Annotated in this window: 25 protein-coding genes; 4 read left to right on the forward strand and 21 right to left on the reverse strand. The window is 75.2% G+C overall.

The window, feature by feature from the left end; translation table 11 throughout:
- Positions 1–74 precede the first annotated feature (74 nt).
- Together ACFWA9_RS23390 and ACFWA9_RS23395 are read right to left on the reverse strand one after the other, a co-directional pair.
- Positions 75–2,741 carry a polynucleotide kinase-phosphatase gene (locus ACFWA9_RS23390; RefSeq protein WP_380389489.1) on the reverse strand — a complete coding sequence of 889 codons (2,667 nt, stop codon included), beginning with the start codon at positions 2,739–2,741 and terminating at the stop codon, positions 75–77.
- Entirely contained in the window at positions 2,738–4,402 is a 1,665-nt protein-coding gene (locus ACFWA9_RS23395; protein ID WP_380389491.1) for a 3' terminal RNA ribose 2'-O-methyltransferase Hen1, read from the reverse strand. The genes ACFWA9_RS23390 and ACFWA9_RS23395 overlap by 4 nt, the downstream gene beginning before the upstream one ends.
- A gap of 258 nt (positions 4,403–4,660) precedes the next feature.
- Between ACFWA9_RS23395 and dapD the strand changes: the two genes are divergently transcribed.
- Positions 4,661–5,650: a 2,3,4,5-tetrahydropyridine-2,6-dicarboxylate N-succinyltransferase gene (gene dapD, locus ACFWA9_RS23400; protein ID WP_380389493.1), complete on the forward strand. Its 990-nt coding sequence runs from the start codon at positions 4,661–4,663 to the stop codon at positions 5,648–5,650.
- Positions 5,651–6,166: 516 nt separating this feature from the next.
- Entirely contained in the window at positions 6,167–6,415 is a 249-nt protein-coding gene (locus ACFWA9_RS23405; RefSeq protein WP_352289226.1) for a hypothetical protein, read from the forward strand.
- Here ACFWA9_RS23405 and ACFWA9_RS23410 read toward each other — a convergent pair.
- From ACFWA9_RS23410 to ACFWA9_RS23435, 6 genes are all read right to left on the reverse strand, one after another.
- Positions 6,361–7,032, reverse strand: a complete 672-nt coding sequence (locus tag ACFWA9_RS23410; protein WP_352289229.1) for a DUF6099 family protein — start codon at positions 7,030–7,032, stop codon at positions 6,361–6,363. The two genes, ACFWA9_RS23405 and ACFWA9_RS23410, sit on opposite strands and share 55 nt — an antisense overlap.
- 350 nt (positions 7,033–7,382) lie before the next feature.
- Entirely contained in the window at positions 7,383–7,763 is a 381-nt protein-coding gene (locus ACFWA9_RS23415; protein ID WP_380389496.1) for a nucleotide pyrophosphohydrolase, read from the reverse strand.
- Positions 7,760–9,091: an AAA family ATPase gene (locus ACFWA9_RS23420; RefSeq protein WP_380389498.1), complete on the reverse strand. Its 1,332-nt coding sequence runs from the start codon at positions 9,089–9,091 to the stop codon at positions 7,760–7,762. The genes ACFWA9_RS23415 and ACFWA9_RS23420 overlap by 4 nt, the downstream gene beginning before the upstream one ends.
- Before the next feature lie 287 nt (positions 9,092–9,378).
- The gene (locus ACFWA9_RS23425) at positions 9,379–10,209 is read right to left on the reverse strand and encodes a putative RNA methyltransferase (protein ID WP_329487662.1); all 831 of its coding nucleotides are present in this window, start codon (positions 10,207–10,209) and stop codon (positions 9,379–9,381) included.
- Positions 10,210–10,261: 52 nt separating this feature from the next.
- Positions 10,262–11,122: a RimK family alpha-L-glutamate ligase gene (locus ACFWA9_RS23430; RefSeq protein WP_380389500.1), complete on the reverse strand. Its 861-nt coding sequence runs from the start codon at positions 11,120–11,122 to the stop codon at positions 10,262–10,264.
- The gene (locus ACFWA9_RS23435; protein ID WP_380389502.1) at positions 11,119–12,099 is read right to left on the reverse strand and encodes a RimK family alpha-L-glutamate ligase; all 981 of its coding nucleotides are present in this window, start codon (positions 12,097–12,099) and stop codon (positions 11,119–11,121) included. The genes ACFWA9_RS23430 and ACFWA9_RS23435 overlap by 4 nt, the downstream gene beginning before the upstream one ends.
- A gap of 274 nt (positions 12,100–12,373) precedes the next feature.
- Between ACFWA9_RS23435 and ACFWA9_RS23440 the strand changes: the two genes are divergently transcribed.
- Positions 12,374–13,285, forward strand: a complete 912-nt coding sequence (locus ACFWA9_RS23440) for a GNAT family N-acetyltransferase (protein ID WP_380389504.1) — start codon at positions 12,374–12,376, stop codon at positions 13,283–13,285.
- A 103-nt stretch (positions 13,286–13,388) separates the two neighbouring features.
- On the opposite strand, the gene ACFWA9_RS23445 is transcribed toward ACFWA9_RS23440, so the two are convergent.
- Together ACFWA9_RS23445 and ACFWA9_RS23450 are read right to left on the reverse strand one after the other, a co-directional pair.
- Positions 13,389–13,778, reverse strand: coding sequence for a fic family toxin-antitoxin system, toxin component (locus ACFWA9_RS23445; RefSeq protein WP_329487666.1), 390 nt, complete (start codon positions 13,776–13,778; stop codon positions 13,389–13,391).
- 29 nt (positions 13,779–13,807) lie between these two features.
- On the reverse strand, positions 13,808–14,044 hold the full coding sequence (locus tag ACFWA9_RS23450) for a toxin-antitoxin system HicB family antitoxin (protein WP_329487667.1): 237 nt from the start codon (positions 14,042–14,044) through the stop codon (positions 13,808–13,810).
- A gap of 233 nt (positions 14,045–14,277) precedes the next feature.
- Between ACFWA9_RS23450 and ACFWA9_RS23455 the strand changes: the two genes are divergently transcribed.
- A complete protein-coding gene (locus tag ACFWA9_RS23455) occupies positions 14,278–14,466 on the forward strand; it encodes a hypothetical protein (protein ID WP_329487668.1) in 189 nt (62 codons plus the stop codon).
- Between the two features lie 93 nt (positions 14,467–14,559).
- Here ACFWA9_RS23455 and ssuE read toward each other — a convergent pair whose 3' ends face one another.
- The 11 genes from ssuE to ACFWA9_RS23510 form a co-directional block, all read right to left on the reverse strand.
- Complete coding sequence (ssuE, locus tag ACFWA9_RS23460) at positions 14,560–15,150, reverse strand: NADPH-dependent FMN reductase (protein ID WP_380389507.1); 591 nt, start codon at positions 15,148–15,150, stop codon at positions 14,560–14,562.
- 200 nt (positions 15,151–15,350) lie between these two features.
- Positions 15,351–17,081, reverse strand: a complete 1,731-nt coding sequence (locus ACFWA9_RS23465; protein ID WP_380389508.1) for an FAD-binding oxidoreductase — start codon at positions 17,079–17,081, stop codon at positions 15,351–15,353.
- A gap of 169 nt (positions 17,082–17,250) precedes the next feature.
- The gene (locus ACFWA9_RS23470; RefSeq protein WP_380389510.1) at positions 17,251–18,099 is read right to left on the reverse strand and encodes an LLM class flavin-dependent oxidoreductase; all 849 of its coding nucleotides are present in this window, start codon (positions 18,097–18,099) and stop codon (positions 17,251–17,253) included.
- A gap of 142 nt (positions 18,100–18,241) precedes the next feature.
- A complete protein-coding gene (locus tag ACFWA9_RS23475) occupies positions 18,242–19,603 on the reverse strand; it encodes an aminotransferase class V-fold PLP-dependent enzyme (RefSeq protein ID WP_380389525.1) in 1,362 nt (453 codons plus the stop codon).
- Positions 19,603–20,409 carry an SDR family oxidoreductase gene (locus tag ACFWA9_RS23480; protein WP_352289262.1) on the reverse strand — a complete coding sequence of 269 codons (807 nt, stop codon included), beginning with the start codon at positions 20,407–20,409 and terminating at the stop codon, positions 19,603–19,605. The genes ACFWA9_RS23475 and ACFWA9_RS23480 overlap by 1 nt, the downstream gene beginning before the upstream one ends.
- 133 nt (positions 20,410–20,542) lie before the next feature.
- Complete coding sequence (locus ACFWA9_RS23485) at positions 20,543–21,403, reverse strand: sulfurtransferase (protein ID WP_352289265.1); 861 nt, start codon at positions 21,401–21,403, stop codon at positions 20,543–20,545.
- Between the two features lie 126 nt (positions 21,404–21,529).
- On the reverse strand, positions 21,530–22,726 hold the full coding sequence (locus ACFWA9_RS23490) for an MFS transporter (RefSeq protein WP_329487675.1): 1,197 nt from the start codon (positions 22,724–22,726) through the stop codon (positions 21,530–21,532).
- Positions 22,727–22,785: 59 nt separating this feature from the next.
- On the reverse strand, positions 22,786–23,307 hold the full coding sequence (locus ACFWA9_RS23495) for a cupin domain-containing protein (protein ID WP_329487676.1): 522 nt from the start codon (positions 23,305–23,307) through the stop codon (positions 22,786–22,788).
- Positions 23,304–24,575 (reverse strand): styrene monooxygenase/indole monooxygenase family protein, encoded by a 1,272-nt coding sequence (locus ACFWA9_RS23500; protein ID WP_380389513.1) that lies wholly within the window; start codon positions 24,573–24,575, stop codon positions 23,304–23,306. The genes ACFWA9_RS23495 and ACFWA9_RS23500 overlap by 4 nt, the downstream gene beginning before the upstream one ends.
- Positions 24,572–25,759 carry an LLM class flavin-dependent oxidoreductase gene (locus ACFWA9_RS23505; protein ID WP_380389515.1) on the reverse strand — a complete coding sequence of 396 codons (1,188 nt, stop codon included), beginning with the start codon at positions 25,757–25,759 and terminating at the stop codon, positions 24,572–24,574. The genes ACFWA9_RS23500 and ACFWA9_RS23505 overlap by 4 nt, the downstream gene beginning before the upstream one ends.
- A complete protein-coding gene (locus ACFWA9_RS23510; protein ID WP_380389517.1) occupies positions 25,756–26,994 on the reverse strand; it encodes a styrene monooxygenase/indole monooxygenase family protein in 1,239 nt (412 codons plus the stop codon). Before ACFWA9_RS23510 ends, ACFWA9_RS23505 begins: the two co-directional genes overlap by 4 nt.
- Between the last annotated feature and the right edge of the window lie 6 nt (positions 26,995–27,000).

Genomic DNA, 27,000 nt, shown 5'->3' on the forward strand with positions numbered 1-27,000 from the left:
GGCGGGGGCCGGGCGCGGCGGGCGGCGCAGGCCGGGCGCGGCGGGCGGCGCAGGCCGGCCACCGCGGTCCCGCCCTACAGCCGGGGGTCGACCGGCTCGGACTCCAGCGCGAGGACGGCGAACACCGGCTCGTGCACCCGCCAGAGCGGCTCGCCCGCCGCCAGCCGGTCCAGCGCCTCCAGGCCCAGCGCGTACTCGCGCAGCGCCAGCGAGCGCTTGTGCCCGAGGAAGCGCTGCCGCAGCTGGTCCAGGTACTGGGTGTAGTCGGGCCCGTAGATGATCCGCAGGTACTCGCGGCCGCGGACCTTGACCCCGGGCTGGACCAGCCCGCCCGGGCGGCCCTCCCCGGCCCTGCCCCGGGCCGGCGAGACCAGCGGCTTGACCACCATGCCCTCGCCGCCCGCCCCGGTCAGCTCCTCCCACCAGGCGACGGCCGCGGCGACGGACGCCTCGTCACCGGTGTCCACCAGCAGCCGGGCCGTCCGGTGCAGGACCGGGGCGTCCGGCTCGGCCGCGCGGTCGGCGTCGACCAGGCCGTCGATCCAGGCGAGGTGCTCGTCGTGCGGGCGCACCGCGAGGTTCGCCCCCTCGGCGGCCAGCACCTGGAACGGCGCCAGCCGGATGCCGGACAGGCCCTCGGTCGGCCAGCAGTACCGCCGGTACGCCTCGGTGAAGGCCCGCGCGTCGGCGGCGCGCTGCCGCTGGCGGGCCGTCAGCGCGGAGAGGTCGAGCCCGCGGCCGGCCGCCTGGTCCAGCGCGGTGAGCACCTGCGGCAGCGCCGCGCGCGCCGCCGCGCCGACCGCCGCGTACTGGCGGCGCAGCAACTCGGTGGCCTTGAGGGACCACGGCATCAGCTCGGTGTCCAGCAGCAGCCAGCCGGTGCCCAGCCGGTCGAAGAGCCCGGAGCTCTCGGCCGCGGCCCGCAGCCGGCCCAGGACGGCGGCGGTCAGGCCGTCGTCGCCGAGGAACGCCCGGCCGGTCCGGGTCCAGATCGCCCCCGGGCCGGCCAGCCCGAACCGCTTCTCCAGCGCCGTGTCGTCCCGGGCCACCAGCACGACCGCGCGGGAGCCCATGTGCTTCTCCTCGCAGATCACCTGCCGGACGCCGTCCTCGCGGTAGGCGAGGAAGGCCTCCTCCGGGTGTTCGAGGTAGCCGGGGCGGCGCGAGGTCGCGCTCGGGGCCATGGTCGGCGGCAGGTAGGCGAGCAGCCGGGGGTCGATCGCGAAGCGGCTCATCACCTCCAGCGCGGCCGCCGCGTTCTCCTCCCGGACGGCGATCCGGCCGTGCAGCGCGGTCTCGACCACCCGGCGGCCGGCCACGTCCGCGAGGTCCAGCGGACGGCCCTCGCGCGAGCCGGGCGCGTCCGTGATCATCGGCCGGACCGGCGCGTACCACTCCTGCTCCGCCTCGACGCTCACCAGCTCGCGCTCCGGGTAGCGCAGCGCGGTCAGGCTGCCGCCGAAGACGCAGCCGGTGTCCAGGCAGATGGTGTTGTTGAGGAAGCTCGCCACCGGCACCGGCGTGTGGCCGTAGACCACCAGGGCCCTGCCCCGGTACTCCTCCGCCCACGGGTAGCGCACCGGCAGGCCGTACTCGTCGGTCTCGCCGGTGGTGTCCCCGTAGAGCGCGTGCGAGCGCACCCGGCCGGAGGCCCGGCCGTGGTACTTCTCCGGCAGGCCGGCGTGGCAGACCACCAGGGCGCCGCCGTCCAGCAGGTAGTGGCTGACCAGGCCGCGCATGAACGCCCGGACCTCGGCGCGGAACTCCTCCGACTCCCCCGCCAGCTGGTCCAGCGACTCCTGGAGGCCGTGCGAGACGGTGACCTTCTTGCCGTCCATGGCCCGGCCGAGCTTGTTCTCGTGGTTGCCCGGGACGCAGACCGCGTGCCCGGCCGCGACCATGCCCATCACCAGGCGCAGCACGCCCGGCGTGTCCGGGCCGCGGTCGACGAGGTCGCCGACGAAGACGGCGGTGCGGCCCTCGGGGTGGACGGCGTCCACCGCGCGGCCGGCGTCGTCCCGCGCGAGGGCGTAGCCGAGGCGGGTGAGCAGCGTCTCCAGCTCGGAGCGGCAGCCGTGGATGTCCCCGACGACGTCGAACGGACCGGTGAGGTGGCGCAGGTCGTTGAAGCGCTTCTCGGGCACGATCTCGGCGGCCTCGACCTCGGCCTCGCCGCGCAGGACGTGCACCTTGCGGAAGCCCTCGCGCTCCAGGCCCCGCATCGAACGGCGCAGTTCGCGGTGCTGGCGCGGGACCACGTGCGCGGGCAGCTGGCGGTCCGGGCGGGAGCGGTTGCGCTCGGCGCAGACGCCCGGGGGGACGTCCAGCACGATCGCGATCGGCAGCACGTCGTGGTCGCGGGCGATCCGGATCAGCTGCTTGCGGGCCTCCGACTGGACGTTGGTGGCGTCCACGACGGTCAGCCGGCCGGCCGCGAGGCGCTTGCCGACGATGTAGTGCAGCACGTCGAAGGCCTCGGCGGAGGCGGACTGGTCGTTCTCGTCGTCGGCCACCAGGCCGCGGCAGAAGTCGGAGGAGATCACCTGGGTGGGCAGGAAGTGCTTGCGGGCGAAGCTGGACTTGCCCGCGCCGCTGGTGCCGATCAGGACGACGAGGGAGACGTCGGTGACCGGGAGGCGGCGCGCCCCGGCGGTGCGGGTGCCGGGGGTGCCGGGGGTCTCCGCGGTGGTGGGCGTGGGCCCGGTGGGGCTCGGGGACTGTGCGGCGTCGTCGGTCGTCATCGGGGCTCGCCCCCTTCGGGCGTCGTGCGGACGGGTGCGGTGGTGCCGGCGGCGGCAGTGGAGCCGCCGGCGGCCGCCGGGTCGGTGGAGACAGTGGAGCCGGCCGTGGGGACCGTGGGCTCGACCGGGGTGCCGACGCGGAACAGCGCGAGCTGGGTCGGCGGCCCCACCTCGGGGTCCTCCGGCCCGACCGGGCGGATCACGACGGTGTAGCCGTACGTCCGCGCCACCCGCTCGGCCCAGGCACGGAACTGCGCGCGGTCCCACTCGAAGCGGTGGTCGGCATGCCGGACGTGGCCGGCCGGCAGACTCTCCCAGCGGACGTTGTACTCGGCGTTCGGCGTGGTGACGACGACCGCCGACGGGCGGGCCGCCCCGAGCACCGCGTACTCCAGGGCGGGCAGCCGGGGCACGTCCAGGTGCTCGATCACCTCGCAGAGCACGGCCGCGTCGAAGCCCTTCAGCCGCGCGTCCGTGTACGTCAGCGCGCCCTGGACCAGCTTGACCCGGCCCGCCTGACGCTCCGGCATCCGCTCCAGCCGCAGCTTGCGGGCAGCCGCGGACAGCGCCCGGGCGGACACGTCGACCCCGAGCACCTCGGTGATCCGGGCGTCCTTGAGCAGGGCGCCGATCAGCTCGCCCTGCCCGCAGCCGAGGTCGGCCACCCGGGCCGCCCCGACCTCGCGCAGGGCGGCCAGGATCGCCGTCCGGCGCTGCTCGGCGAGCGGGGGCTGCTTCGGCGCGGCCCCCGGCGCCGCCTCCTCGGCGGGCTCGGCGGGCTCGGCGGCCTCGGCACCTGCGGGGTGCGCGGCGCCGGGCTCGGAGCCGTCGGTGTCGTCCACCGCGTTGTCGATCTCCTCGACCTCGCGGTCGTCGGCCTCGGCGAGCCGGGCCAGCTCCAGGCGTTCCATCGCGGTCCGGGTGAGCGACCAGCGCCGGGAGAGGTACCGACGGGCGATCAGGGCCCGCTCGGGGTGGTCGGCCAGCCAGCCCTCGCCGGCGGCGAGCAGCTTGTCGACCTCGTCCGGGGCGACCCAGTAGTGCTTGGCACCGTCGAGCACCGGCAGCAGGACGTAGAGCTGCTGGAGCGCGTCCGCGAGGCGGACGGTCGCGCAGGACAGCTCGACCCGCACGTAGCGCGACTCGCCCCACTCGGGGAACTCCTCGTCCAGCGGGATCGCCACCGCCTCGACCTGCCAGCCCAGCGGCTCGAAGAGCCGGGCCACCATGGCCGGGCCGCCGCCCTCGCCCGAACCGTTGGCGGGCACGGCGGGCAGCGCGATCCGCAGCGGGCGGGGACGCTCGGCCAGCCCGGGGCGAGCCTCGCAGACACCCTTCATCGCCGACCGGAACACCGTCCGCAGGGCCACCGCGAGCAGCGAGGACGCGGCGTAGGGGCGGTCGTTGACGTACTGCGCGAGCGCGAAGTCCGGCGAGCCGCCCCGCCCCTTGCCCCGGCCGCGGCGGACCAGTGCGATCGGGTCGATGTCGAGCAGCAGCGCGGCCGTGCAGAGCTCGTCGCCCGCCTCCGGGTAGAAGACGTGGGCCTCGCCGTGCGACGTCCCGAACCGCTGGACCTTGCCGGGGTGTTTGTGCAGCAGGAAGCCGAGGTCGGTGGCCGGGCTCTCGGCAGTACCGGTGGTGGAGATCGACATGAACACCGGCCCGAGTATTGCCCAGCTCCCGCCCGCCGAGCACCGGGTTTTGCGCGCCGGGCACCGGGTTCCGCGCGCCCGGGCGTGGCGTGGTCTCCCGGGGAGGCCCCGCGACAGCCCGCCGGGGACCTCGCGCACGGCGCTTCCGGGGCCTTCCACGGCGGCTCCGGACCCTGCCGTGCCGCGGCCCGGAGCGGCCTGCGGCCCCGTCCGCACGGTGAGCGTGTTCGGCACCGACGGCCCGCATTCGTTAACGTGCACGATGTGACTGCTGAATCCACCTCCCTCGCAAGCGGCGCCGTCGCCGCCGGTCTGGCCACCATCGCCGCCGACGGCACCGTCCTCGACACCTGGTACCCCGCCCCCGCCCTGGCCGCCGAGCCCGGCCCGGCCGGCACCGTCCGCCTGACCGCCGAGCAGGCCGAGACCGAGCTGGGCGCCGGCGCCGCCGAGGCGCTGCGCGCCGACGCGCGCCGCGGCGTCGAGGTGGTCGCCGTGCGCACCACGATCGCCTCGCTCGACGAGAAGCCGATCGACGCGCACGACGCCTACCTGCGCCTGCACCTGCTGAGCCACCGTCTGGTGAAGCCGCACGGCCAGAGCCTGGACGGCCTGTTCGGGCTGCTCGCCAACGTGGCCTGGACCAGCATCGGCCCGGTGCAGGTGGACAAGGTCGAGCAGGCCCGGCTGGCGGTCCGCGGCCAGGGCGGCCAGCTCGCCGTGTACGGGATCGACAAGTTCCCGCGGATGACCGACTACGTCGCCCCCTCCGGGGTGCGGATCGCGCACGCGGACCGGGTCCGGCTCGGCGCGCACCTGGCCGCCGGCACCACCGTGATGCACGAGGGCTTCGTCAACTTCAACGCCGGCACCCTGGGCACCTCCATGGTCGAGGGCCGGATCAGCGCGGGCGTCGTGGTCGGCGACCACAGCGACATCGGCGGCGGCTCCTCGATCATGGGCACCCTGTCGGGCGGCGGCAAGCAGGTCGTCTCGGTCGGCGAGCGCTGCCTGCTCGGCGCCAACGCCGGTATCGGCATCTCGCTGGGCAACGACTGCGTGGTCGAGGCCGGTCTGTACGTCACCGCCGGCACCCGGGTGACCACCCCGGACGGCAAGGTGGCGAAGGCGGTGGAGCTGTCCGGCCAGGACAACCTCCTCTTCCGTCGCAACTCGCAGACCGGTGCGGTCGAGGTCATCGCCCGCGCCGGCTCCTGGGGCGGCCTGAACGCCGAGCTGCACGCGCACAACTGATCGCCTCCTTCGAGGTCTCGGGCCCCGGCGCCGCCTCGGCGGCGCCGGGGCTTCGGCTTTCCGGGGCGGTTGCCCGGGGTGGCGTCTGCCCGTCTTCGGGGGCCCACCCCCACCCCTCCCACCGCTCCCCTCCCGAGGCGCTGGTCGTCCGGGCAGGTGACAGCCCGGACGACGAGCCGGACGGTCGCCGGGTCCGGGCACGGGCACGGCCGTGCCGACACCCGGCCGCACCGGCCGCACCGGCCGCACTCGGCCCAGCCGCCTGCCCGCCTGCCCGCCTGCCCGGTGCCTAGCCGAGGCGGCTCGCCGGCGGCAACCCGGGCTCACCCGGGAGGCTTACCGTCGACGGGAGTTGGACCGCATCGGGTGGTGCCCGGTGACCCGGCCGCGCGGAGATTCGTTGGTTGCTGCGGCGGGGCGTCGGAGCCGTCGGCGAGGCGGCGGGCCACCCCGCGCCACCGGCCGGCCCGCCGCCGCCCGCCTGACGCCGCACCACCGATCCGAAGAGGTCCCCTCATGTCCGAACCCTGGTCCGAGGCACCTGCCGCGCCACAGTCCCCGAGCGACCCGGCCGGGTCGGCCGCCGCACGGCCGACCGGCGCCGCCACCCCGAAGAGCCTGCTGGAGCAGATGCAGGAGCTGCTCGCCTCGGTCACCGCGGACCTCGCCGACCTGCAGTCGTCGGGCGCCCGGCGCACCTCCCCGAGCGGCTACCCCACCGGCACGGACACCTCCGGCGCACCGGCCGGGCCCGGCACCCGGTAGTCCGGCCGCGGAGCCTCCTGTCCCGGCTCGCCGTCACCCGGCGGGCCGAGCCGGAGCACCAGTAACGGCGACCCCTGTCCGGCCGCCGGGAGCGGGACCGGCGGTGGACCGACCTCGTCGCCCGTCGTCTCCCGATCGCCCTCGGCCCGTCGGACGGCTTCCCGCAGCCGGCCCACCACCTCCTTGCAGTCGGCGCCGGCGTCGACCCCGTCGATGCACGTCCAGTAGAGGCTCTCGGTGTCGGCCCCGCAGGCCAGCACCACCAGCGTCTCGCCGACCTCCTGGAGCAGCCCGAGCAGCTCCTCCAGGGCCGGGCCGATCTCACCGAGCCCGGTCAGCCGCCCGGCGCGGCCGCCGATGCCCAGGCCCAGCAGGGCGGACGAGTCGCCCGCGGACTGGTCCAGGCAGCCGGCCGCGTGCGCACCCGCCTCGGCCAGCTGCTGGCCGAGGCCCGCCAGCCCGAGGTCGTCCGGTCCGGGATCCTCCAGCTCCGCCAGCCGGGCACCCACCGCCTCGGTGAGCAGCGCGGCCTGCCGCGCCTCCAGCAGCACGTCGGACACGTTCCTGGCCTCGGCCAGGGCGTGCCGGGCCGTCTTGATCAGTCGCAGCGCCTCCATCGGCCGCCACCCCTTCCACCCGTTCTCGCCGTGCCCGCCCGGTCGTACGGCCCGTAGGACCCGTACGACCGGTGGACACCTGGTCACGGCGAAAGCGTGCGCCGGCGAAGGGATCGGCGCAGCCACCTGCTCGGAACCTGTGGACAACCCCGGGGCTGTGGACAACTCTTGTCCCTCCCAGGGGTTGTTCGCCCACGCCCGGTTGACGCCGACCGCGGCAAGGGGCGCGGCCGGGGGCCGGCCGACGGTTCCGCCCACAGCCGGAACCCGACGGTCCCGCCCACGACCCGCCTACGACCCGGCCACGGCCCGGCCCCGACGGTCCGCCCCGGCCCAGACCGACCCGACCCTCAGTGCGCGGACCCCGCCCCCGGTCCCGTCCCGGACCCCGGCGCCGGGAAGCGCAGCTCATTGCGCTCGATCTTGGCCGCCAGGGCGGTCAGCGGGTCCACGCCCACCACCGTGCAGAACTGCAGCAGGTACGCGAGGACGTCGGCGACCTCGTCCCGCACCCGGTGCGCCGCGCCCGGCTCGGACATCACCGAGGCGGCCTGCTCGGGGGTGAGCCACTGGAAGATCTCCAGCAGCTCGCCGGCCTCCACGGTCAGCGCCGCGGCCAGGTTCTTCGGCGTGTGGAAGGGCTCCCAGCTGCGCGCCGCGGCGAACTCCGTCAGCCGCTGCCGCAGGCCCTCCAGGGTGGGGCCGGCGGGTTCCGTCTCTCGTTCGCTCACCCGTCCAGGTCTACCGCATCCCGGGCCGCGGCCGCCCGTCGCGGTGGCCCGACCACCCCCGGCGCTCCCGGAACCGGCCCCGCCGCCTCCCCGCGCGCGGCCTGGGCCGGTACCCGCGCGGTCTCCGTGCGCAGCACGGTGTGCCCGGAGCCGGGGTCGCGCCGGCACTCCACCAGGGCGACTCCGGGCGGCAGTTCGCCCGGCCCGCCGAACGCCTCCCGCACCGCGGCCGGTTCCTGGAGCGCGGCCAGCACCCGCAGCTGGTTGCGGCCGGCCATCTCCCGGGCGAGCCGCAGCAACGAGGCCGCCTGCTCGGTGCCGAGCCCCGCCCCGAGGTCCTCGGCGAGCACGGTGAGCTGCCGGTGCGCCCAGGGCACCTCGGTGGCCACGTCGAGGTCGAGCACCCCGGCGCCGGTGAGCAGCACGGCGGCGAACGCGAGGTGGCGCAGCATGCCGTCGGAGGCCTGGTCGGCGCCGGTGCGGCCGAGGACGCCCTCGTCGAAGACGGCGAGGACCCGTTCGTCGGCCCCGGCGCCGCGGTGGGCGAGGTCGATCCCGAGCAGCGGGTGCGGGGCGGCGGACTGGACGACGCGCAGCAGCTGGCCGTACCGGCGGGCGCATTCGTTGCTGAGCCGGGCGATCACGGCGGAGATGTTGGCGGCGCTGCCGAGCAGGCGGGCCTGCGGGTCGGGGCGGGCCCAGTCGCGCATCAGCCCGGGCACGGGGTGGACGGGGAAGACCTCGCGCAGGGCGGTGAGCACCTGTTCGGTGGCGGCCAGCACCGTCCGTTCGCCGGGCGAGGACCCGGCGACCCGCAGCGGGATCTGGGCGGTGATCAGGGTGGTGTTCGGGAAGGGGGCGTGGATGTCGCCCTGCCGGGTGTCGTTGTGCCAGCCGACGTTGACGCGGTGGCGGCGGAGGTCCTGCTCACCGGTCTCGACGAGGGTCCGGCCGTCGAGGGTGAGCTGCTCGCGGGCGATCCGGACCGGGCCGTCGGTGCGGATGACCAGCTCCAGCCGGATCTGCCCCTGGTCCGAGCGGACGGTGCAGCCCAGGATGACGGCGTCGCGGCCGTGCGGGACGCAGCCGTCGAGGCCGCCGCGGATGGCCGTGCCGAGGGGGCCGCCGCGGCCGGGCAGGCCGTCGAGGGAGTCGCCGATCTCCTCGCCGAGGGCGAGCCGGGAGAGGACGGCGAGGGCGTCGAGGGCGTTGGACTTCCCGACGCCGGCGGGCCCGTACAGCACGGTGAGGGGCGCGAGCGGCAGGACCGCGCGCCGGTAGGACTTGAACGAGGTGAGCCGGATCTCCTCGACGGTGGGGCGCTGCACGGGCGGCGGGCCTGGGTCCGGGGTCCGCTGATGGGGGTGGGCCGGCGCTGCGGGCCGGGTGGCGTCGCGGTTCACCCGTCGGACGTTAGCCCCCGCTCGGGTGGCAGAAACGTGCCTGCCCGGCAGATTCATCCCAATGAGGCACCTTCATCCCAACGAGGCCCGGCAGCCCGACCAGGGGCTATGCCGTGTACCGGCCCGGGACTACGGCCCCCACACCGCCGAGGACCCCCGGCTCCCCCGGCACCCCGACTCCCCCGGCTCCCCCGGCTCCCCGCCCCACCCGCTCAGCGCCGGTAGGCGGCGACCGTCACGGAGGCGGTGACCTCGACCGGGTCCGGCAGGTCGGCGAGCCGGGCGGCCAGCCGCTCCCGGTCGGTGTGCCAGGCGCTCGGCCCCATGCCGACGACCGTGCGGACGTCGGCGGCGGACAGCCGCAGCCCGAACTCGACCTCCTGGCGCCCGGCCGGTGTCAGGTGGGGGCCGAGCTTCTCGTCGATCCGGCGCTGCTTCTCCTCGTCGACCGAGAGCAGCCCGAGCGCGCCGACGAGTTCGCGCAGGTGGCGCGGCGTCGGCGAGACCAGCAGCAGGGTGGCGCCGGGGCGCAGCACACGACGGATCTCGGGGCCGTTGCGCGGCGCGAAGACATTGAGGACGAGCCCGGCGGCGCCGTCCAGCAGCGGCAGCGGCCGCCAGGCGTCGCAGACCACGGCGCCGATCCGGGGGTGGGCCCTGGCGGCCCGGCGCAACGCGTACTTGGAGATGTCGAGGGCGGCGCCGGGCCGGTCGGGCAGGGCGTCCAGGACGTGGGCGAGGTAGTGGCCGGTGCCGGCGCCGAGGTCGGCGACCAGGCCGTCCGGCGCGACGGCGGCGGCGGCTTCGGCGAGTGCGTCGGCGATCGGGCGGTAGTGGCCGGCGGCGAGGAAGTCGCTGCGGGCGGCGACCATGTCGGCGGTGTCACCGGTGCCGGTGTGCGCGTCACCGGCGAGCAGGCTGACGTAGCCCTGCTTGGCGACGTCGAAACTGTGCCCGGTCGGGCAGCGCAGCGCGCGTCCGTCGGGGGTGAGGGCCTGCGCGCAGTGCGGGCAGGCCAGGTAGGGCTGGATGTCCTGCAGCAACGTCCGTCTTCTCTCGCCGTCCGGTCGTGCGGTCCGGCCGGAGGGCTCAAGCCTAACGACCGGCGGTGTCCCGCCGCGCATCCCGTGGTGCCGGGACGCGGTGGCCGCCGCCCCGCCGGGCCACCCGCAGGGCGAGGGCGGCGAGGGCCTCGGGGGCGCCGGCCTGGCCGCGGATGCCGGGGAAGGCGTTGATGTCGACGATGACCGGCTCGGCGGGGCCGTCGAGCAGGTCGACGCCGTAGACGTCGAGGCCGAACACCTCGCCGACCCGGCGGGCCAGCCCGGCGCGGTCGGCGGGCAGCTCGCGGGGGCCGAACGCCCCGCCGTCGGCGGGTTCGCCGGCGGGTTCGGCGAGTTCGGAGCGCCGGCGGGCGCAGAACACCTGCCCGTCGACGACCCAGAGCTTCTGGTCCCAGCCGGTGCCGGCGAGGTAGGGCTGGGCCACCACGGGCTCGTCGGGCCACTCCTCGGCGAGGGCGCGCAGCCGGGCGGCGTCGTCGACCCGGGCGACCAGGTCGCCCCGGCGGCTGTGCCGGCTCTTGATCACCAACGGGTAGTCGGGATCGGGCAGTTCGGTGAGGGCGGCGGCGGTGCGGGTGGCGGCGAACGGCAGGCCGGACCGCCGGGCTAGGTCGGCCATGGCCGTGCGGTCCTGGCAGAACGCCGTCGCGGAAGCCGAGTTGACGACGGGGGCGCCGCGCTCCTCCAGATGGCGGGCGAGCGCCAGGGCCTGCGGGGTGCGGGCCTTGAGCAGGTACACGTCGGCGAGCGGGCCGGGGCCGAGGAGTTCGGCGGGCGGGAGGTCGTCGCGGTTGGCGTCGAGGCTCTCGACCCGGTGGTCGGGGGCCAGCAGCGCGGCGGTGGCGGCGAGCAGCGGGTGACCGGGGTCGGGGGTGAGCAGGCCGATCCTCACAGCGTTCCGCCCACCGCGCCGTTGACGAGGTCGGCGCGTCCGAGGCCGTCGAACGGGCCCGCGCCGCCCACGGCCACGGCCGCGCCCTGGACGGGCAGCCGGACCGGCTCGGCGACCGGCCCGGACGGCTCCTGCGCGAGCGCGGGCGCCGGGGCGGAGACGGCCGTGCCGGTGCGGGCCAGCCGCAGCACGGCGCGGGAGACCCGGGCGACCGCGTCCGGCACCTGGCGGAAGCTGGGGAAGTCGTTGATGTCGACGACCACCGGTCCGTCCGGGCCGAGCAGCACGTCGACGCCGTAGAGGTCGAGGCCGAACACCTCCCCGACCTGCGCGGCGATCCGCGCGACGTCGCCGCCGAGCGGCACCTGCCGCTCGCGCACCCCCTGGCCGGGGTGGAGCGGGGAGCAGCGCTCGGTCGCGTAGAGCTCGCCGTCGACGCAGTACACCTTGAGGTCGGTGCCGGAGTTGGGCACGTACGGCTGGGCGATCAGCAGGCCCTCGCCGGCCAGCTCGGGGCCGAGTTCGACCAGGTGGTCGGGGGTGGGGACGAGCCGCACGGCCCGACCGGAGCTGCCGTCGGCGGGCTTGACCACCAACGGGTACTCGGCGGCCGGGATCTCGGCCAGCCACTCCCAGCGGGCGGCGGCGTACGTCACCGGGACCGGCAGGCCCCGGGTGCGCGCGATCACGGCGGCGAGCGCCTTGTCCCGGACGCCGCGGATGGAACGGACGTCGTTCACGGTGGTGAGGCCGACGGCGGCGGCCGCCTCCAGGAGGGTCAGGCCGGGTCCGCCGGAGACGGTCTTGAGCACCCAGGCGTCATGGCTGCCGGCCCGCACCGCCTCGGAGATCGCCATCAGCGAGTTCCCGGGCCGCAGCACGTCCACCCGGTGGCCCCAGGCGGTGAGTTGACGCACCACGTCGAGCGGCATGCCGTCGTGCCGGTAGTGCTCCTCGACCAGAAAGCAGAGCCTCATGAGCCTGTCATCCCCCTCGCCTCTCCCCGTGCCGACGCCCGCCGTCCGGTCCGGCGGAGCTGTAAAGGCCCCAGGATGCCACGCGGCCCGCACACAAGATCGCCCGGCCTGTAAGCATTCGGCAACAATCGGTCCGATATGCCCGGCCCCCGGAGTGGGCGGCAGCGGCCCGGGAAACCCGGCCGTCCGCACACGGACCGGCCGTCCGCGCGCCGACCCCGCGCACGGCGGGCCGACCGCAAATCGCTGGCAGGAACCCGACCGGCCTGCTTGGATGCACCGCGTGACTTCTGCCGCCGCTCTTGATCCCGCCCTCCGCCCCCTCCTCGACGAGATCGAGCGCTACTACGACGCCGTACCGCGCAGCGCCGCCCGCGTCGAGGACTTCGGGCCGCTGAGCCTGTTCGTCCGCGAGGGCGAGGGCTGGCCGTACTACGCCCGCCCGGCGCTCGGCCACACCGGCCCGGCGGTCACCGCCGAGGACGTCCTGCGCGTGCTGGCCCGCCAGCGCGAGCTGGGCGCACCGCAGACCTTCGAGTGGGTGGCCGAGCACGATCCGCGGCTGCGCGCGGCGGTCGAGGAGGCCGGGCTGACGGTGCACGAGCACCCGCTGCTGGTGCTGGGCCCGGACCAGGAGCCCACCCTGCCGGAGACCGCGCCGCCCGCGGGAGTGTCGGTGCGGGTGCTGGCCGCCGAGGACCCGGACCTCGCGAGCGCGGTGGCCGTCCCGCACCTCGCGTTCGGCGAGCCGGGCACCGCCACCGGCCTGGCCGGTCCCGACGAACTGGCGGCAGCCGCGGAGCAGTTGGCCTCCGACGGCACGGTCGAGCGGATCGCCGAACGGATCGCCGCCGGCCGTACCGTGCTCGCCGCGGCCGTCCAGGACGGTACGGCGCTCTGCGCCGGCCAGCACAACCCGGTCGGCCCGGTCACCGAGGTGGCCGGCGTCGGCACCCTGCCGACGGCCCGCCGGCGCGGCCTCGGCCTGGCGGTGACGGCGGCGCTGGTCGCGCACGCGCGGGCGAACGGCGTGCGGACGGTCTTCCTGTCCGCCGCCGACGAGGACGTCGCGCGGATCTACCGCCGGGCGGGTTTCCGCCCGTTCGCGACGGCCCTGATCGCCGAGCCCGCCGCGACCGAACCCACCGCGACCGAACCCGCCACGACCGAGCCCGCCACGGCCTAGCCGACGGCGAGCGAGGGGCCCGCCGGCACCGGCGGGCCCACCCGGCCGAGCCCCGACCCCCCGGCGCCCCGGCCGGGCCGGCACCAGGCCCAGGCGCCCGCGCCTACTCCTCGTCCTCGTTGTCCTCGCCGCTGACGTCCTCGCCCTCGGCCTCGTCCACCACCCAGGCGGCCAGCCGCTCGGCGACGCCGGACACCCCGAGCCGCCCCTCCCGGATGGCCCGGGCGAGGCTGCGCACCTCACGGGCGGTGGTCGCCACGGTGCACCCGCTGGCCACCAGGTAGGCGTAGGCGACGGCGGTGGCGAACAGTTCGTTGGTCTTCTCCAGGGCCGGCACCCGGATGAGCTGGTGCATCAGGGCGGCGGCGCGGTCCTGCGGTTCGGGGTAGACGGCGATGTCGAAGATCTCGGCCTGGTGGCGGGTGACCGCCGCGAGCAGCGATCCGTAGTCGGTGACCTGCGGGTCACCGGGTGTGTACTGCTCGGCTGTCATGAGCAGCCATGAGAGGTCGACCTCCAGGTTCAACGGCGCACGTCCTGGAGGTCTCCGTGCTCGCCGAACTCGGCGAGGAAGGCCGTCTCGTACTCCTTCATGAACTGCGCGGCGGCGTCGACGAACGCCCGCCCGGCCTCGCCCATGTCCTGCTGGACCAGGCGCTCGATGTACTGGTTCATGCTGATCCCCTGCTGCTCCGCCCGCTCCCGGGCCATCTCCGCGGTGGTGGCGTCCACCCGGACGTTCAGCTGTTTCTTACCCATGAAATTCAAGCTAGCGCTGAAGTGCTAGCACAACAAGGGCGCACACGCCCGGGCCGCGCGCCCCGGCGGCGCCCGCCGTCCGCCTGCCGGCGGACCGACCCGCCGGCACGTACGCCAGGAAAACGCCACCCCGGGCGACGCGGCGGGCGGGACTTGAAGAGTTCTTCACCTTCGTAGACTCTGAACTGCCCCGCGCATTCCCCGGAGCGGCACCGACCTTTTGGAGGCCGGCAATGACAGCGATGTTCGACCAGGAGCTGCGCGAGCAGCTCGCCCGGGCCCGCGAGGAACTCGCGGCAGCCCGGACCGACCAGGACGCCGACGGCGTCCAGGCCTACGAGGGCCGGATCGCCGGACTGCTGCGGCTCGCCGCCCAGCACGGGATCACCCTTCCGCACACCGCCGACGAGGCCCAGGGCTAGGGGGTCTGCGCAACGTCGCGGACCCGGCGGGACTTTGCGCACACCCCCCAGGACGGCGACGGCGGTCCCCGGAGGCTCCGGGGACCGCCGTCGTCATCTCCGCGCCAGGGCGCCCGGCCCGGACCGCCCGGCCGCGGGCAGTCCACCGGGCACGTCCGGCGGCAGCGCGGCCAGGAAGTCCGCCACCGCCTGCTCCAGCCGGGGAGCGGCCTCCGGCGCCAGCCGCGGCGGCCCGCCGTCCCGCAGCTCGACCGCCGCGTCGAGGACGAACGCGCCGCGGACGACGTACCGCGCGCCGAGCGCCGTCAGTACCGGCCGCAGCGCGTAGTCGGGGGCCAGCGCGTGGGCGAGGCTCCCGCCGGTCATCACCGGCAGCACCGTCTTGCCCGCCAGCCCGGACCGGGGCAGTGCGTCCAGGAAGGCCTTCAGCAGACCGCTGTAGGCCGCGTTGTAGACGGGCGACGCCACCACGAGCCCGTCCGCGGCGGCCACCGCGGCCAGGGCGTCGCGCAGCACGGCGCTGTCGGCCCGCCCGGCGAGCAGCTCGGCCGCCGGCAGGTCGCGGACCCGGACGTGCCCGGTCCGGAAGCCGGCCTCGGCCAGGAGCTGGACCAGGTGGGCCGTCAGCGCGGCGGTGCGCGAGCCGGCCGAGGGGCTGGCGGATATCGCGAGCAGGGAGGTCATCGGAAGGCTCCTTCGAGGGTCACGGCGGCGGGGCACGGCGGCGGGCAGCCCGGCCGCGGAGCGGGCCCCACCGGGCACCCGTCCGGACCCCGCCGAGCACCCGCCGGGCCACCCGTCCGGGCACCCGTCCGGGCACCCGTCCGGGACGCGATCCGAGCCGCCACCGGGGCCGCCTTTCGAGCCGCCGCCCGGGCCGCCGCTCAGGCCGTGGGCAGCTCGACGGACTGGCCGTGCCGGAACACGTCGAGCGGGTCCCACGCCGCCTTGATCCGCTGCAGGCGCGGGTAGTTCCCCTTGTAGTAGAGGTCGTGCCAGGGCACCCCCGAGGTGTTGAGGCCCGGGTCGTTGAGGTCGATGTCGGGGTAGTTCACGTAGCAGCCGTCGGTGACCCCGTTCGGCACCGGCACCCCGCCGGTGTCGGCGTAGACCGCGCGGTAGCAGTCGCGGGCCCAGCCGATGTTGCGGTCGTCGTCGGCCGGGTCGTTCCAGAACACCTGCCAGAGCATCTTGAAGGCCGCGTCCCGGTGCGGCGCCGCGGTCGCCGCCGGGTGGACCGCGTTGATCCGGCCGCCGTAGGAGGTCAGCTGCACGCTGATGTTCGGGTTGGTCACGTCCTCGCGGGTGAGGTGCGCGTGGAGCGCGTCGAGCTGGCCCTCGGGGAAGCCGGCGCGCATGAAGGAGGACTTGTACTCGGCGCGCAGCGTCGGGTCGTTGAGCACCCCGTTGGTGGTGCCGAGCATCCGGACCGCCTGGAGCCAGGGCAGTCGGCGCGGGGCGGCGAACTGGGGCATCGCGGGCAGTTCGCCCATGTGCCGGGTCAGCGCGCCGCGCTCCACGGTGACGCCCTCGCCGATCCGCTCCAGGTAGCTGGCGAGCAGCCGCTCGGCGCCCCGCGCCGAGGCGTCCACCAGGACGAGCATGCCGATCTGGCCGGCGCTGCGGTGGTTGAGCACCAGTTGGCTGATCAGCGCCCGCGCCGGGTCGTCGGGCCCCAGGTGGGCCACGTGCCAGTCGGCGTAGTTGCGGACCAGGCGGACGAACTCGTCCCGGCTCAGCTCGTCCCACGGCCAGCTGACGGCGCTGACCAGGAGCTCCTCGGGCGGCTTCGGCAGCAGGGCGCGCGGGTCCCGCCCGGTGGCGCCCGGCGAACGGAACCAGTAGCGGGTGACGACGCCGAAGTTGCCGCCTCCGCCGCCCGTGTGGGCCCACCAGAGGTCGTGGTTCGGGTCGTCCGGGTCGCGGGTGCCGATCACCGCGCGGGCCCGGCCGGCCGCGTCGACCACGACCACCTCGACCGCGTACAGGTGGTCGACGACCAGGCCGTGCAGCCGGCAGAGCGGACCCCACGCGCCGCCGCTGACGTGGCCGCCCATGGCGACGGAGTAGCAGAACCCGGCGGGGACGACGACGCCCCACTCCGGGTAGAGGGTCTGGTAGGTGCGCAGATTGGTGGCGCCCGACTCGACGGCTATCGCGTTGAGCCGGGGGTCGTAGCCCACCGCGTGCATGCCGGACATGTCCAGGATGATCCGGACCTCCGGGTTGTGGACGAAGTCCTCGTAGCAGTGCCCGCTGGAGCGCACGGCGAGCCGCTTGCCCCGGTCGACCGCCTCCTGGACGACGGCGACGACCTCCTCGGTGGCGCTCACCAGCCGGACCGAGTCGGGCGCCGCGACGTAGCGCTGGTTGAGGCCGCTGACCAGGTCCTCGTACTGGCGGTCGGCCTTGGTCACGGTGATCCCGCCGCGGCCCCGCAGGGGCTCCGCCACCGTCCCGCCGCCGACAGCCACGCCACCGCCGGTCACGCCACCGCCGTCCGCCGGACCGCCGTCGTGCAGAGCATTCCCGTGGTCCGAAGCACCCCCGTTGCCCAGAGCACCCCCGTTGTCCGAAGCCCCCGTGGTGGCCGTGCCGGCCACGTCTTCGATCATCTCTGTCACACCTTCTCTTCACGCGAATCCCGGGCGAATCGCCCGTCTGCGACGAACTGCCGAATTCCTGTGATCCCCCGTACGGCATTCGCGTACCGGCCGGGCCCTCCCGGCCGATACGCGGGACAGGATCGCGTCGTGAAATCCCCCGTGGTGTGCGATGTTTCCGTCAGCTGTCGCGCAGCGGCGGAATCACCTCACGGGCGACTCTTTCGAATTCCTCCCGATGGGCCTCCCCCGGCCAGTCCAGGAAGAAATCCGCGACACCGGCCCCGGTGAAGCGCTCGAAGATCTCCTCGTAGCCGTGCCGCCCCCTTCTCGGGTCCCAGGGCCCGAAGATCGTGTACCCGCGCCGGACGGCCGCGGGGTCGCGGCCGGCCTCGGCGGCGAGGCGGTCCAGCCGGCGGTTCTGCTCGGCGGTGATGCCGAGCACCTCCTGGGCGCTCGCGCCCGGCGGGCCGTGGGTGTTCCAGGCGTCGGCGCACTCGGCGGCCACCCGGATCAGCGTCGGCGACTGCCCGCCGACGATCAGCGGCAGCCGCGGCGACTGCAGCGAACCGGGTACGGTCACCACGTCCTTGACCCACAGCTGGGCCCCCTGGTGGCTGAACATCCCGCCGCGCAGCACCCCGTCGACGATCGCCAGGTAGTCCGCGAAGCGCTCGGCGCGCTCCTTGGGCGACCACGGGACCTGCCCCACGCTGTGGTGGTCCCAGGGGAACAGCCCGGCCCCGACGCCCAGGTCGAACCGGCCGCCGGAGAGGTGGTCGAGGGCGATCGCCTGCTTGGCCAGCTGGGCCGGCGGGCGCAGGATCTGGTTGGCCACCATGGTGCCGATCCGGATCCGCCGGGTGGTCACGGCCGCCATGGCCAGCACCGACCAGCTGTCGAACCAGAGGCCGCTCGGATTGCGCAGGTCCGCGCTGTGATCGGGTACGAACACCTGGTCGAAACCGAGTTCCTCCAGCCACCCCAGCCGCTGCGCGAGCACCGGAAAGGGCTGGTCCGGATAGAGCATGACGCCGAATCGGTGGGCGGGCGATCGGGAATGGTCCAATTGTTCGGTCGTGCGTGTTCCGGTCATGTCGGGCACTCTCCTTCCGGTGTCGGAGCCTACTGAGCCGCGGTCACCCGAAAAAGGTCACCCGGGGAATTCCCGCTCATCGGAGGAATTCCGGTACCGGCCGCGGATCCGGCACCGGCCGCCAGCCGTCCTCCGGGTGGTCGTAGGACCAGCGCGGCCCGCGCCGGACCAGTTCGCCCAGCGCCGCCACCAGCCGGTCGACGTGCTCGGCGGTGGTGCCCAGGCCGATGCTGGCGCGCAGCGCGCGGTCGCCCTGGTGCCCGGGTGCGTCGCTCAGCAGGGCGTGGACCGCCTGGTGGGCGCAGAACGCGCCGTCCCGGACGCCGATCCCGTGCTCCGCGGAGAGCGCCGTGGCGACCAGGCGCTGGTCGGCGGGCGCGTCGCCGCAGCGGGCGACGCTGAAGGAGACCACGCCGAGCCGCGGGTGTCCGCCCGGCCACAGGTCCAGCAGACGGACCCCGGGGACGGCCGCCAGCCCGCCGCGGAGCCGGGCGGTCAGCGCCTGCTCGTGCGCGGCGACGGCGTCCCAGCCGGTGGCCGTCAGCGTCCGGCAGGCGACCGCCATCGCGTGGGTGCCCACCACGTTCGGCGAGCCGCCCTCGTGCCGGTGCGGCAGCCCGGTCCAGCGGATGTTCTCCCGGCCGTCCTCCTCGGCGACCCGGGCGGTGGCCCCGCCGCCCGCCAGGTACGGGTCGGCGGTGTCCAGCCAGTCGGCGGAGCCCACCAGGGCGCCGGCGCCGAACGGCGCGTACAGCTTGTGCCCGGAGAGCGCGGCCCAGTCCACGCCCCAGCCGGCGAGGTCCAGCGGCCGGTGCCCGGCGAGTTGGGCGGCGTCCAGGACGGTGCGCGCGCCGTGGGTAGCGGCCACCTCCGCCAGCTCGGCGACCGGCCACAGCTCCCCGGTCACGTTGGACGCGCCGGTGATCACCACCAGCTTCGGCCCTCTGGGGGCACCGGCGAGCGCCTTCGCCAGCGCGGTCACGGCGTCCGCCGCGGTGGCCGGCCGGGCCAGCCGGTACACCGGGGAGCCGCGCCAGGCGAGCAGGGCGGCGTGGTGGTCGGTGGAGAACCGGAAGACCGCCGTGCCGGCGGGCAGCGCGCGTCCGAGCAGGTTGAGCGCGTCGGTGGTGTTGCGGGTGAACACCACCTGGGCGTCCGGGGCCGCGCCGACGAAGCGGCGCACCGTCTCCCGGGCCCGCTCGTACGCCCGGGTGGAGACCGCGGAGGCGAACCCGGCGCCCCGGTGCACGCTGCTGTACCAGGGCAGCAAGCGGTCCACCGCGTGCTGCACGGCCGCCAGGCTCGGAGTGCTCGCCGCGTAGTCGAGGTTGGCGTACGGCACCCACGAGCCGGTCACCAGCGGCACCTTGAGGTCTCCGCCGACGACCTCCGGCACGCCGCGGGTGGCCCGTTCCGGCCCGGTGGCGGTGGCGGGCATCACCGGGCCGTCCATCCACCGTCCATGACCAGCACCGAGCCGGTGAAGAAGCCCGCCTCGTCGCCGGCCAGGTAGACGACCGCCGAGGCCGCCTCCTGCGCGCTGGCGATCCGGCCGAGCGGGTGCAGGGCGGTGAACATGTCGGCCATCTCCTGGCTGCCACCCACCGAGGACCGGTACATCGGCGTGTCCACGGTCGCCAGCGCCAGGGCGTTGACCCGGATGTTCTCCCCGGCGTACTCCAGCGCGGCGGCCTTGGTCAGGCCCACCACGCCGTGCTTCCCGGCCACGTAGGCGCTGATCCCGGCGCCGAACCCGACCACGCCCAGCTGCGAGGCGTTGTTGACGATCACTCCGCCGCCGCGCCGCTGCAGGGCCGGGATCTCGTGCCGCATCGACAGGAAGACGCTGGTGAGCACCCGGCCGAGGTCGTCCGTCCAGGCCTCCGGCTTCTGGTCGGCGACCAGGCCCGGGGTGCCCAGCGTCCCGGCGTTGTTGAAGGCGATGTCCAGACCGCCGTAGTGCCGCTCGGCCGTGCGGACGGCGGCCGCGACGTCCTCGTCGACCATGACGTCGGCGGTGACGGCGATCGCGGCGCCGCCGGCGGCGGTGATCTCCCCGGCGACCCGGTCCAGTTCGCTCCGCCGCCGGGCCGCCAGCACCACGCTCGCGCCCTGTGCGGCCAGTGCCTTGGCGGCCGCCTCGCCGATGCCGGAGCTGGCGCCCGTCACCAGGGCGACCTTGCCCGCCAGCCGGTCCCGGGCGGGCGCGCCGAGCGGGGGCTGCGTCGTGTTGCGTTCGTTCATGGCTGGTGGTGGGGGCCGTCCGAGGCCGGCCCCGCTCCCTTCAGGCTCGGAGGATCGGCGTGCGGTGGATCGGGCAGGGGCGTGCGGTGGGTCGGGGAGGAGAGGGGCGGGGCGGGGCGGGGGCGGGGGCGGCTCAGTCGCCGGGGGTGCCGCGTTCGACCGGCGCGCCGATCAGCGACCCGTACTCGGCCCAGGAGCCGTCGTAGTTGCGGACGTCCGGCCAGCCCAGCAGTTCGCGCAGGACGAACCAGGAGTGCGCGGAGCGGGCCCCGACCCAGCAGTAGGTGATGGTGCCGCGGGCGGGTTCCAGCGCGGCGAACCGCCGGCCGAGCTCCTCGTCGGAGCGGAAGGTGTCGTCCTCGCCGACGACGTCCTGCCAGGGCAGGTGGACCGCGCCCGGGACGTGGCCGGAGCGCTGGGCCACCTCGTGCGGGTTGTGGCCGGTCGCGAAGGCCTCCCCGGCGAAGCCGGGCGCGAAGACCAGTCCGGAGTACTCCTCCGGGCTCCGGACGTCGATGATGTTGCGCTGCCCGATGCCGGCCAGGACGTCGTCCCGGGTCGCCCGGACGGCCGGGTCGGGGTCGGTGACCAGGTAACCGGTCGGCGGGCGGCCGGGCGACGCGGTGGTCAGCGGGCGGCCGTCCAGCTCCCACTTGCGGCGGCCGCCGTCGAGCAGCCGCACGGACCGGTGGCCGTAGAGGGTGAGGTACCAGTAGACCTGGGTGGCCAGCAGGTTGGCGTTGGCCGAGTACACCACCACGGTGTCCTCCTCGCCGATGCCCTTGGCCCGCATCAGCCGCTCGAATCCGGCCCGGCCGACGACGCCGAGCCGCAGGTCGTCCTGGAACTCGCTCCAGTTGATCCAGACGGCGCCCGGCAGATGGCCCTTGCGGTACTCGGTGTCCTCGTTGCCGGTCTCGACGAAGACCACTCCGGCGGTGCCGAGCCGGCGCTCGGCCCAGTCGCCGGTGACCAGGACGGAATCACGACCCATGGTTGCCCCTCGTGAAGTGACGGCCGGGTGGCCCCGGCGGGACTCCCGGCCCCCGCACGGGGCCGGGCGAAGCGGACCGGGCGGGGCCGGCCGGCGCACCGGGCGCGGCCCCGCCGGGCGGAGGTGTCAGGCCGGCGAGGTCTCGGCCGTCCGCTCCTCGGCACCGGCCCCGACCGCCTTGCCGCCACCGGTGCGGTCCCGGTGCCAGGCGTAGGCGCTGAGCAGGATGCCGAGGACGGTGACCCCGGCGGCCGCGAGGTAGACCGAGCGCAGGCCCGGGCCGTCGATGACCCGGCCGCCCAGCCAGCCGGCCAGGGCGGCCGCGAGCTGGTAGCCGGAGGCGTTCACCGCGATCGCCAGGGTCGGCGCCGAGCTGGCGGTGGTCAGCACCCGGGTCTGCATGCCGGGGATCACGGAGAAGCCCAGCGCCCCGATCACGAAGACCATCACCGCGGTGAGCACGGTGCCGCCGCTGACCGCCCACATCACCAGCAGGCCCCCGGTGAGCAGGCCCAGCAGGCCGACCTGGGAGGCCATCAGGGAGCGGTCGGAGAGCCAGCCGCCGACGAAGTTGCCGGCCGCCGCGCCCACCCCGTACGCCAGCAGCAGCAGCGGGACGGCCCCGTCGGCGAAGCCGGTGAGGTCGGTGAGCAGCGGCGAGAAATAGGTGAACACCATCAGCAGGCCCATGTTGGCGACGGCGGTGATGCCGATCGCCAGCTGGACGTTGCGGTTGCGGAACACCCGCAGCTCCGCCACCGCGCTGGTGGTGGAGGCCGCCACGTCCGGCACCAGCGGCAGCACCAGGACCAGGCCGACCAGGCAGACCGCGGCGATCACCGCGAAGGTGGCGCGCCAGCCGAAGTGGTCGCCGATGAAGGTGCCGATGGGCGCGCCGAGCATCATCGAGAGGTTCATCCCGAAGACCAGCTTGGACACGGTCGAGGCCTGCTTGCCCTCCGGGGCCGTGGACGCGGCGATCACGATCGCGTTCGCGAAGAACGTGGCGGTCACCAGCGCGGTGACGACGCGCGCGACGAACAGCACCGCGTACGCGGGTGCCAGCGCGGAGGCGACGTTGCCGACGATCACGATGACGAGCAGGCCGACGATGAGCGGCTTGCGCGGGTACCGGGCGGTCAGCGCGGTGAGCACCGGGCCGCCGATGATCATTCCGATGGCGTACGCCGTGACCAGGAGCCCGGCCGCGGGGATCGACACGTCGAGGTCGGAGGCGACGTCCGGCAGGATGCCGGCGATGACGAACTCGCCGGTGGTGATGCCGAACACGCACAGCATCAGGGAAAGGAGCTTCAACGACATGGTGTCTCTTCTGTCGGAACGGGAGCGTTGGCCGGCCGGCCGAGGGGCCGGAGCGGCCGTCAGGGGGCGGGCGGCGGGCCCGCGTAGCGGTACGCGTACGTGGTGCCCAGCGCGATGATGTGGTCGAGGTCGGGGCCGCCCACGTCCTCGGTGGGCAGCGTCAGGGCCCGGGCGTGCGGGATCTCCGCCTTCAGGAACAGGTCGAACTGCGGCCTGCGGTCCGGCTGGGGCGTGGAGTGGATGGTGAGGAAGCGGGCGTTCGGCGAGGTCGTCACGAAGCCGTGCGGAACGGTCCGCGGCACGATCATCGTGCTGCCGGCCTCGGCGACGAGCTCCTGCCCGTCGCAGATCATGCGCAGCGTGCCGTCCAGGACCATGAAGACCTCGTCCTCGTAGTCGTGGATGTGCAGCGGCGTGTTGTAGCCGCGGTTGCCGGTGTGCTGCACGACGGTGAAGGCGTTGCCCGTCGCCTCGCCGGGCACCCGTATCTGGGCCAGGCCGCCGAGCAGCCACACCGCGGTCTGTTCGGACTCGGGGATCAGCCGGCCCTTCTCGTCCCGGGCCATGTCGGGGAAGGTCATCGCGCTCCTTCGGTGGTCGTGGTGCCGCTCGCGGCGGCGGCCGGCGCGGTCCGTTCGCAGTCGGCGAGGAAGGCGCTCACGCCGTCCGGGGTGGACAGCGCCCGCCACATCGCGACCGGGTCGTTGAAGTTGCCGACGAAGGCGTCGGCGACCCGCCGGTCGACCGCGGCCCGCCCGAACAGCGCGCCGACGTGCGGCGGGGGCCCGGCGAGGAAGGCGTTGCTCCACTCCACGACGTGGCGCGCGTGCTCCCACAGGCGCGCGGACGCGTCGCGGCAGAACGCCTCGTCGTAGCGCCCCCGGTGCCGCGTGATCAGCTCGGCCAGCGCGAAGGCGGTGTGCGAGCCGAGGTTGGCGCCCTGGGCGGTGAGCGGGTCGTTGGTGATCCAGGCGTCGCCGACCGCCAGCGCGCAGGTGCCGTCGTCGAGCCGGGCCCAGCCCCGGCGGACCACCGGGGTGATGGCGCCCCGGGCGAGCTCGCCCGGCGCGGTCAGCGCGAAGCCGGCGGTGTCGATCCGCTCGCGCAGACCCGGGGCGTGCGCGGCGACCAGGTCCAGCACGTGCCGGTGGAAGCCCGCCGGGTCGGCGTCGGCGTCGACGTGGCCGGCGGACTCCAGCGGGCCGCCGGGGACGGCCTCGAAGGCGAGGACGTCGGCCCGGCCGGCCGGGGAGTAGAAGGGCAGTCGCAGGATCTCGCCGGCGCCGGGCAGGAAGTGGATGTCGAGCGAGTGCGGCACCTCCTCGTCGATCCCGAAGTAGATCCCGGCGCAGATCACCCGCTGGGGCGTGCTGTACGGCGAGCGGGCCGGGTCGGCCGGGAAGAGCCGGCGCACCGACCGGTTGCCGTTGGCGACGACCAGCAGGTCGTGGTGCCGGGCGAGTTCCTCGACCGGGTGGTCGCCGGTCACCAGTTCGCCGCCGCGGTCGACGAAGGCGCTGAGCAGCCGGGGCAGGTAGATCCGGAAGTCGACCACGCTGGACGGCGGCCGCAGGGCGGCCAGGAACTCCAGCGGCCGCGGCTCGCCGGTGTGCATGGTGACCGCCCAGTGCCGCACCTGCGCGTCGGCGAACTCCCATTCGTGGACGCCGAGTTCCCGCTCCCGTTGCTGGGTCGGCCCGAACCGGGCGGGGAAGTTGCGCGGCGGTCCGCCCTTGAGCCCCTCGATGCCGTGCTCCGAGTACACCGTCGCCGGGACGCCGGACTGCTGGAGGCGCAGCGCCAGTTGCAGGCCGGAGATGCCGGACCCGACGATGCCCACGCCGGTCATGAGGACACCGCCGCGGTGGCCGGGCCGGAGCCGGAACCGGAACCGGAGCCGGGACCGCCACCCGGGCCGGCGTCGGAGCGCAGCCGGGCGGCGAGCCAGCCGATCGACTCGATCGTGTAGCCGGCCGCCTCCGGCGAGGCCAGCGCCGAGGCGGGGATCAGCATGGGGTGGCGCATGCCGGCGTCGAGCAGTTCGCCGATCCGCTTGAGCACCGTCTCCCGGCTGCCGGCGATGACCTGGTCGGCCACCACCTCGTCGGGCACCACCGCGAGCGCCCGCTCCACCTCGGCGCGGGTGAGCAGGTGCGGCAGCAGTTCGACCAGGCCGCGGTAGTCCTCGCCGAAGGGGTGGGCGGCGCCGTGCCGCCGCCAGGCCCGGGCGCCCGCGTGCAGCGCGAGGAAGCGGATCGGGGTGGCCCGCAGCAGTTCCTGCGCGGCGGCGTCGGTCTGCGCCACCACGATCGGGACGCCCCCCGCGGCGACGACGGTGTCGGGGTCGCGGTCGGCGTCGACGGCGGCGGCGCGCACCGTGTCGAGCCGCCGGGCGTACTCGTCGGGGGCCATCAGCTCGGACGGGAGCCAGCCGTCGGCGTAGCGGCCGGCCAGGGTGAGCATCCGCGGGCGGTTGGCGCCGAGCCAGATCCGGGGCGTGCGGCCCTCGGGGGCGGGGGTGATGAGTGCCCGGTCGAGGGTGAAGTGGTGGCCGCGGAAGTCGTGCGGGCCCTCCCCGGAGAAGAGCAGGCGCAGCACGCGCAGCGCCTCCTCGACCCGGTCCACCTGGTGGTCGTGCGGCACGCCGTACGGCACGAGGTTCTCCAGCGCTCCCGCGCCGATGCCGAGGACGGGTGCCCGGTCGGTGAGCTGGGCGAGGGTCAGCGCGGTCTGCGCGAGCACGGCGGGGTGGCGCCGGTGCGGGTCGGTCACGCCGATGGCGAGCCGGACCGGGCCGGCCTGCGGGGCGAAGTTGCCCAGCACGGTAGCGAAGTCCAGGCAGCGGTCCGGGGTCGGCAGGCCCGCCGCGACGTGGCTGAAGTCGGTGTCCCAGGCCTGCCGGGGGAAGACGTTCATCAGGTGGTCGAAGACCAGGAAGGTGTCCAGCCCGGCCTGCCGGGCGAGGTGCAGCAGCCCCCGTCCGTCCTCGACCCGCCCGACCGCGTCCCAGACCAGGCCGACCTCGACACTCATGCTGCGCTCCTCACGGTCTGGGCCCGGGCGATGAACGCGTCGGTGCCTTCGGGGCTGGCGAGGCCGCGCCACATGGCGGCCGGCCGGTCGAGGTGGGCGACGAAGGCGTCGGCCACCCGCTGGTCGGCCGCGGCGGTGCCGAGCAGGGTGCCCAGGTGCGCCGGCGGCGGGCCGATGAAGAGGTTGGTGAAGTCGACGACGGGTTGGGCGCGCTGCCACATCCGCTCGGAGGCGGCGCGGCAGAACGCCTCGTCGTAGCGGCCGGTGTGGGCGCGCAGCACGTCGGCGAGGAGGAAGGCCAGCTCGGAGCCGAGGTTGGCGCCCTGGGCGGTGAGCGGGTCGTTGGCGATCCAGGCGTCGCCGACCGCCAGCGCGTACCGGCCGCCGGCCAGGGCGGCCCAGCCCCGGCGGACCACTGGGACGACGGCGCCCTGGAGCAGGTCCACCGGCCGGGCCAGCGCGAAGTCCTGCTCGTCCACGCGCTCCCGCAGGGCGGGCGCGTGGGCGGTGACCAGGGCGAGGACCTCCTTGGCGAACCCGTCCGGGTCGCCGCGGTGGTCCCGGCCGGTCAGCTCCGCGAACGGGCCGTCCGGAACGGCCTCGACGAGCACGGCCGTCACCTGCCCGGCGAAGGAGTGGTAGGTGGGGGCGTGGATCTCCCCGGCCCCCGGGACCATGTGCATCGTCATACCGGCCGGCTCCGGCGGACGGACCCCGTGGAACAGGCCGCCGGCCAGCCGGCGCGGCGCCGAGCGGTAGGGCGAGCGGGCGTCGTCCCGGGGGAAGACGTCGGTGAGCGCGCCCCGGCCGGCCGCCACGACCACCAGCTCGTGGCGTTCGGCCAACCGGTCCAGCCCGGCCCGGTCGGCCACCCGGAGGTGGACCGGGTCCCCGCCGCGCCGCTGGTACTCCTCCAGCAGCGCGGCGAGGTACATCCGGAAGTCGACCGAGCTGGCCGGCTTCGGCAGCCGGCCGCGGAACGAGAACCCGTCCGGGCCTTCCAGGTGGAGGTGCATCCACGCGTTGTCGTACGCCGGCGACGACCATTCGGTGACGCCGAGCGCGGATTCCCGTTCCCGGGTGGAGTCGAATCGAGTGACGAAGTTCAGCGGCGGACCGCTGCGGATGTCGTCGGGCCCCTGGGCCGTGTACAGGGTGGCGTCGATGCCGAACTGCCTTAGCCTCAACGCCAGATGAAGACCGGAGATCCCGGTTCCCACAATGCCGATACTCATGTTCTC

This window comes from Kitasatospora sp. NPDC059973 (assembly GCF_042737525.1).
Taxonomy (GTDB): domain Bacteria; phylum Actinomycetota; class Actinomycetes; order Streptomycetales; family Streptomycetaceae; genus Kitasatospora.

Excerpts from the sequence above, each read along its gene's own strand:
- ACFWA9_RS23405 (WP_352289226.1), top strand. The coding sequence starts at position 6,167 with ATGTCCGAACCCTGGTCCGAGGCACCTGCCGCGCCACAGTCCCCGAGC.
- ACFWA9_RS23475 (WP_380389525.1), bottom strand. The coding sequence starts at position 19,603 with ATGCCCGCCACCGCCACCGGGCCGGAACGGGCCACCCGCGGCGTGCCG.
- ACFWA9_RS23390 (WP_380389489.1), bottom strand. The coding sequence starts at position 2,741 with ATGACGACCGACGACGCCGCACAGTCCCCGAGCCCCACCGGGCCCACG.
- ACFWA9_RS23495 (WP_329487676.1), bottom strand. The coding sequence starts at position 23,307 with ATGACCTTCCCCGACATGGCCCGGGACGAGAAGGGCCGGCTGATCCCC.
- ACFWA9_RS23410 (WP_352289229.1), bottom strand. The coding sequence starts at position 7,032 with ATGGAGGCGCTGCGACTGATCAAGACGGCCCGGCACGCCCTGGCCGAG.
- ACFWA9_RS23485 (WP_352289265.1), bottom strand. The coding sequence starts at position 21,403 with ATGGGTCGTGATTCCGTCCTGGTCACCGGCGACTGGGCCGAGCGCCGG.
- ACFWA9_RS23465 (WP_380389508.1), bottom strand. The coding sequence starts at position 17,081 with ATGATCGAAGACGTGGCCGGCACGGCCACCACGGGGGCTTCGGACAAC.
- ACFWA9_RS23480 (WP_352289262.1), bottom strand. The coding sequence starts at position 20,409 with ATGAACGAACGCAACACGACGCAGCCCCCGCTCGGCGCGCCCGCCCGG.
- ACFWA9_RS23470 (WP_380389510.1), bottom strand. The coding sequence starts at position 18,099 with ATGCTCTATCCGGACCAGCCCTTTCCGGTGCTCGCGCAGCGGCTGGGG.
- ACFWA9_RS23455 (WP_329487668.1), top strand. The coding sequence starts at position 14,278 with ATGACAGCGATGTTCGACCAGGAGCTGCGCGAGCAGCTCGCCCGGGCC.
- ssuE (WP_380389507.1), bottom strand. The coding sequence starts at position 15,150 with ATGACCTCCCTGCTCGCGATATCCGCCAGCCCCTCGGCCGGCTCGCGC.
- ACFWA9_RS23510 (WP_380389517.1), bottom strand. The coding sequence starts at position 26,994 with ATGAGTATCGGCATTGTGGGAACCGGGATCTCCGGTCTTCATCTGGCG.
- ACFWA9_RS23505 (WP_380389515.1), bottom strand. The coding sequence starts at position 25,759 with ATGAGTGTCGAGGTCGGCCTGGTCTGGGACGCGGTCGGGCGGGTCGAG.
- ACFWA9_RS23500 (WP_380389513.1), bottom strand. The coding sequence starts at position 24,575 with ATGACCGGCGTGGGCATCGTCGGGTCCGGCATCTCCGGCCTGCAACTG.
- ACFWA9_RS23435 (WP_380389502.1), bottom strand. The coding sequence starts at position 12,099 with ATGAGGCTCTGCTTTCTGGTCGAGGAGCACTACCGGCACGACGGCATG.
- ACFWA9_RS23490 (WP_329487675.1), bottom strand. The coding sequence starts at position 22,726 with ATGTCGTTGAAGCTCCTTTCCCTGATGCTGTGCGTGTTCGGCATCACC.
- ACFWA9_RS23440 (WP_380389504.1), top strand. The coding sequence starts at position 12,374 with ATGCACCGCGTGACTTCTGCCGCCGCTCTTGATCCCGCCCTCCGCCCC.
- ACFWA9_RS23450 (WP_329487667.1), bottom strand. The coding sequence starts at position 14,044 with ATGGGTAAGAAACAGCTGAACGTCCGGGTGGACGCCACCACCGCGGAG.
- ACFWA9_RS23445 (WP_329487666.1), bottom strand. The coding sequence starts at position 13,778 with ATGACAGCCGAGCAGTACACACCCGGTGACCCGCAGGTCACCGACTAC.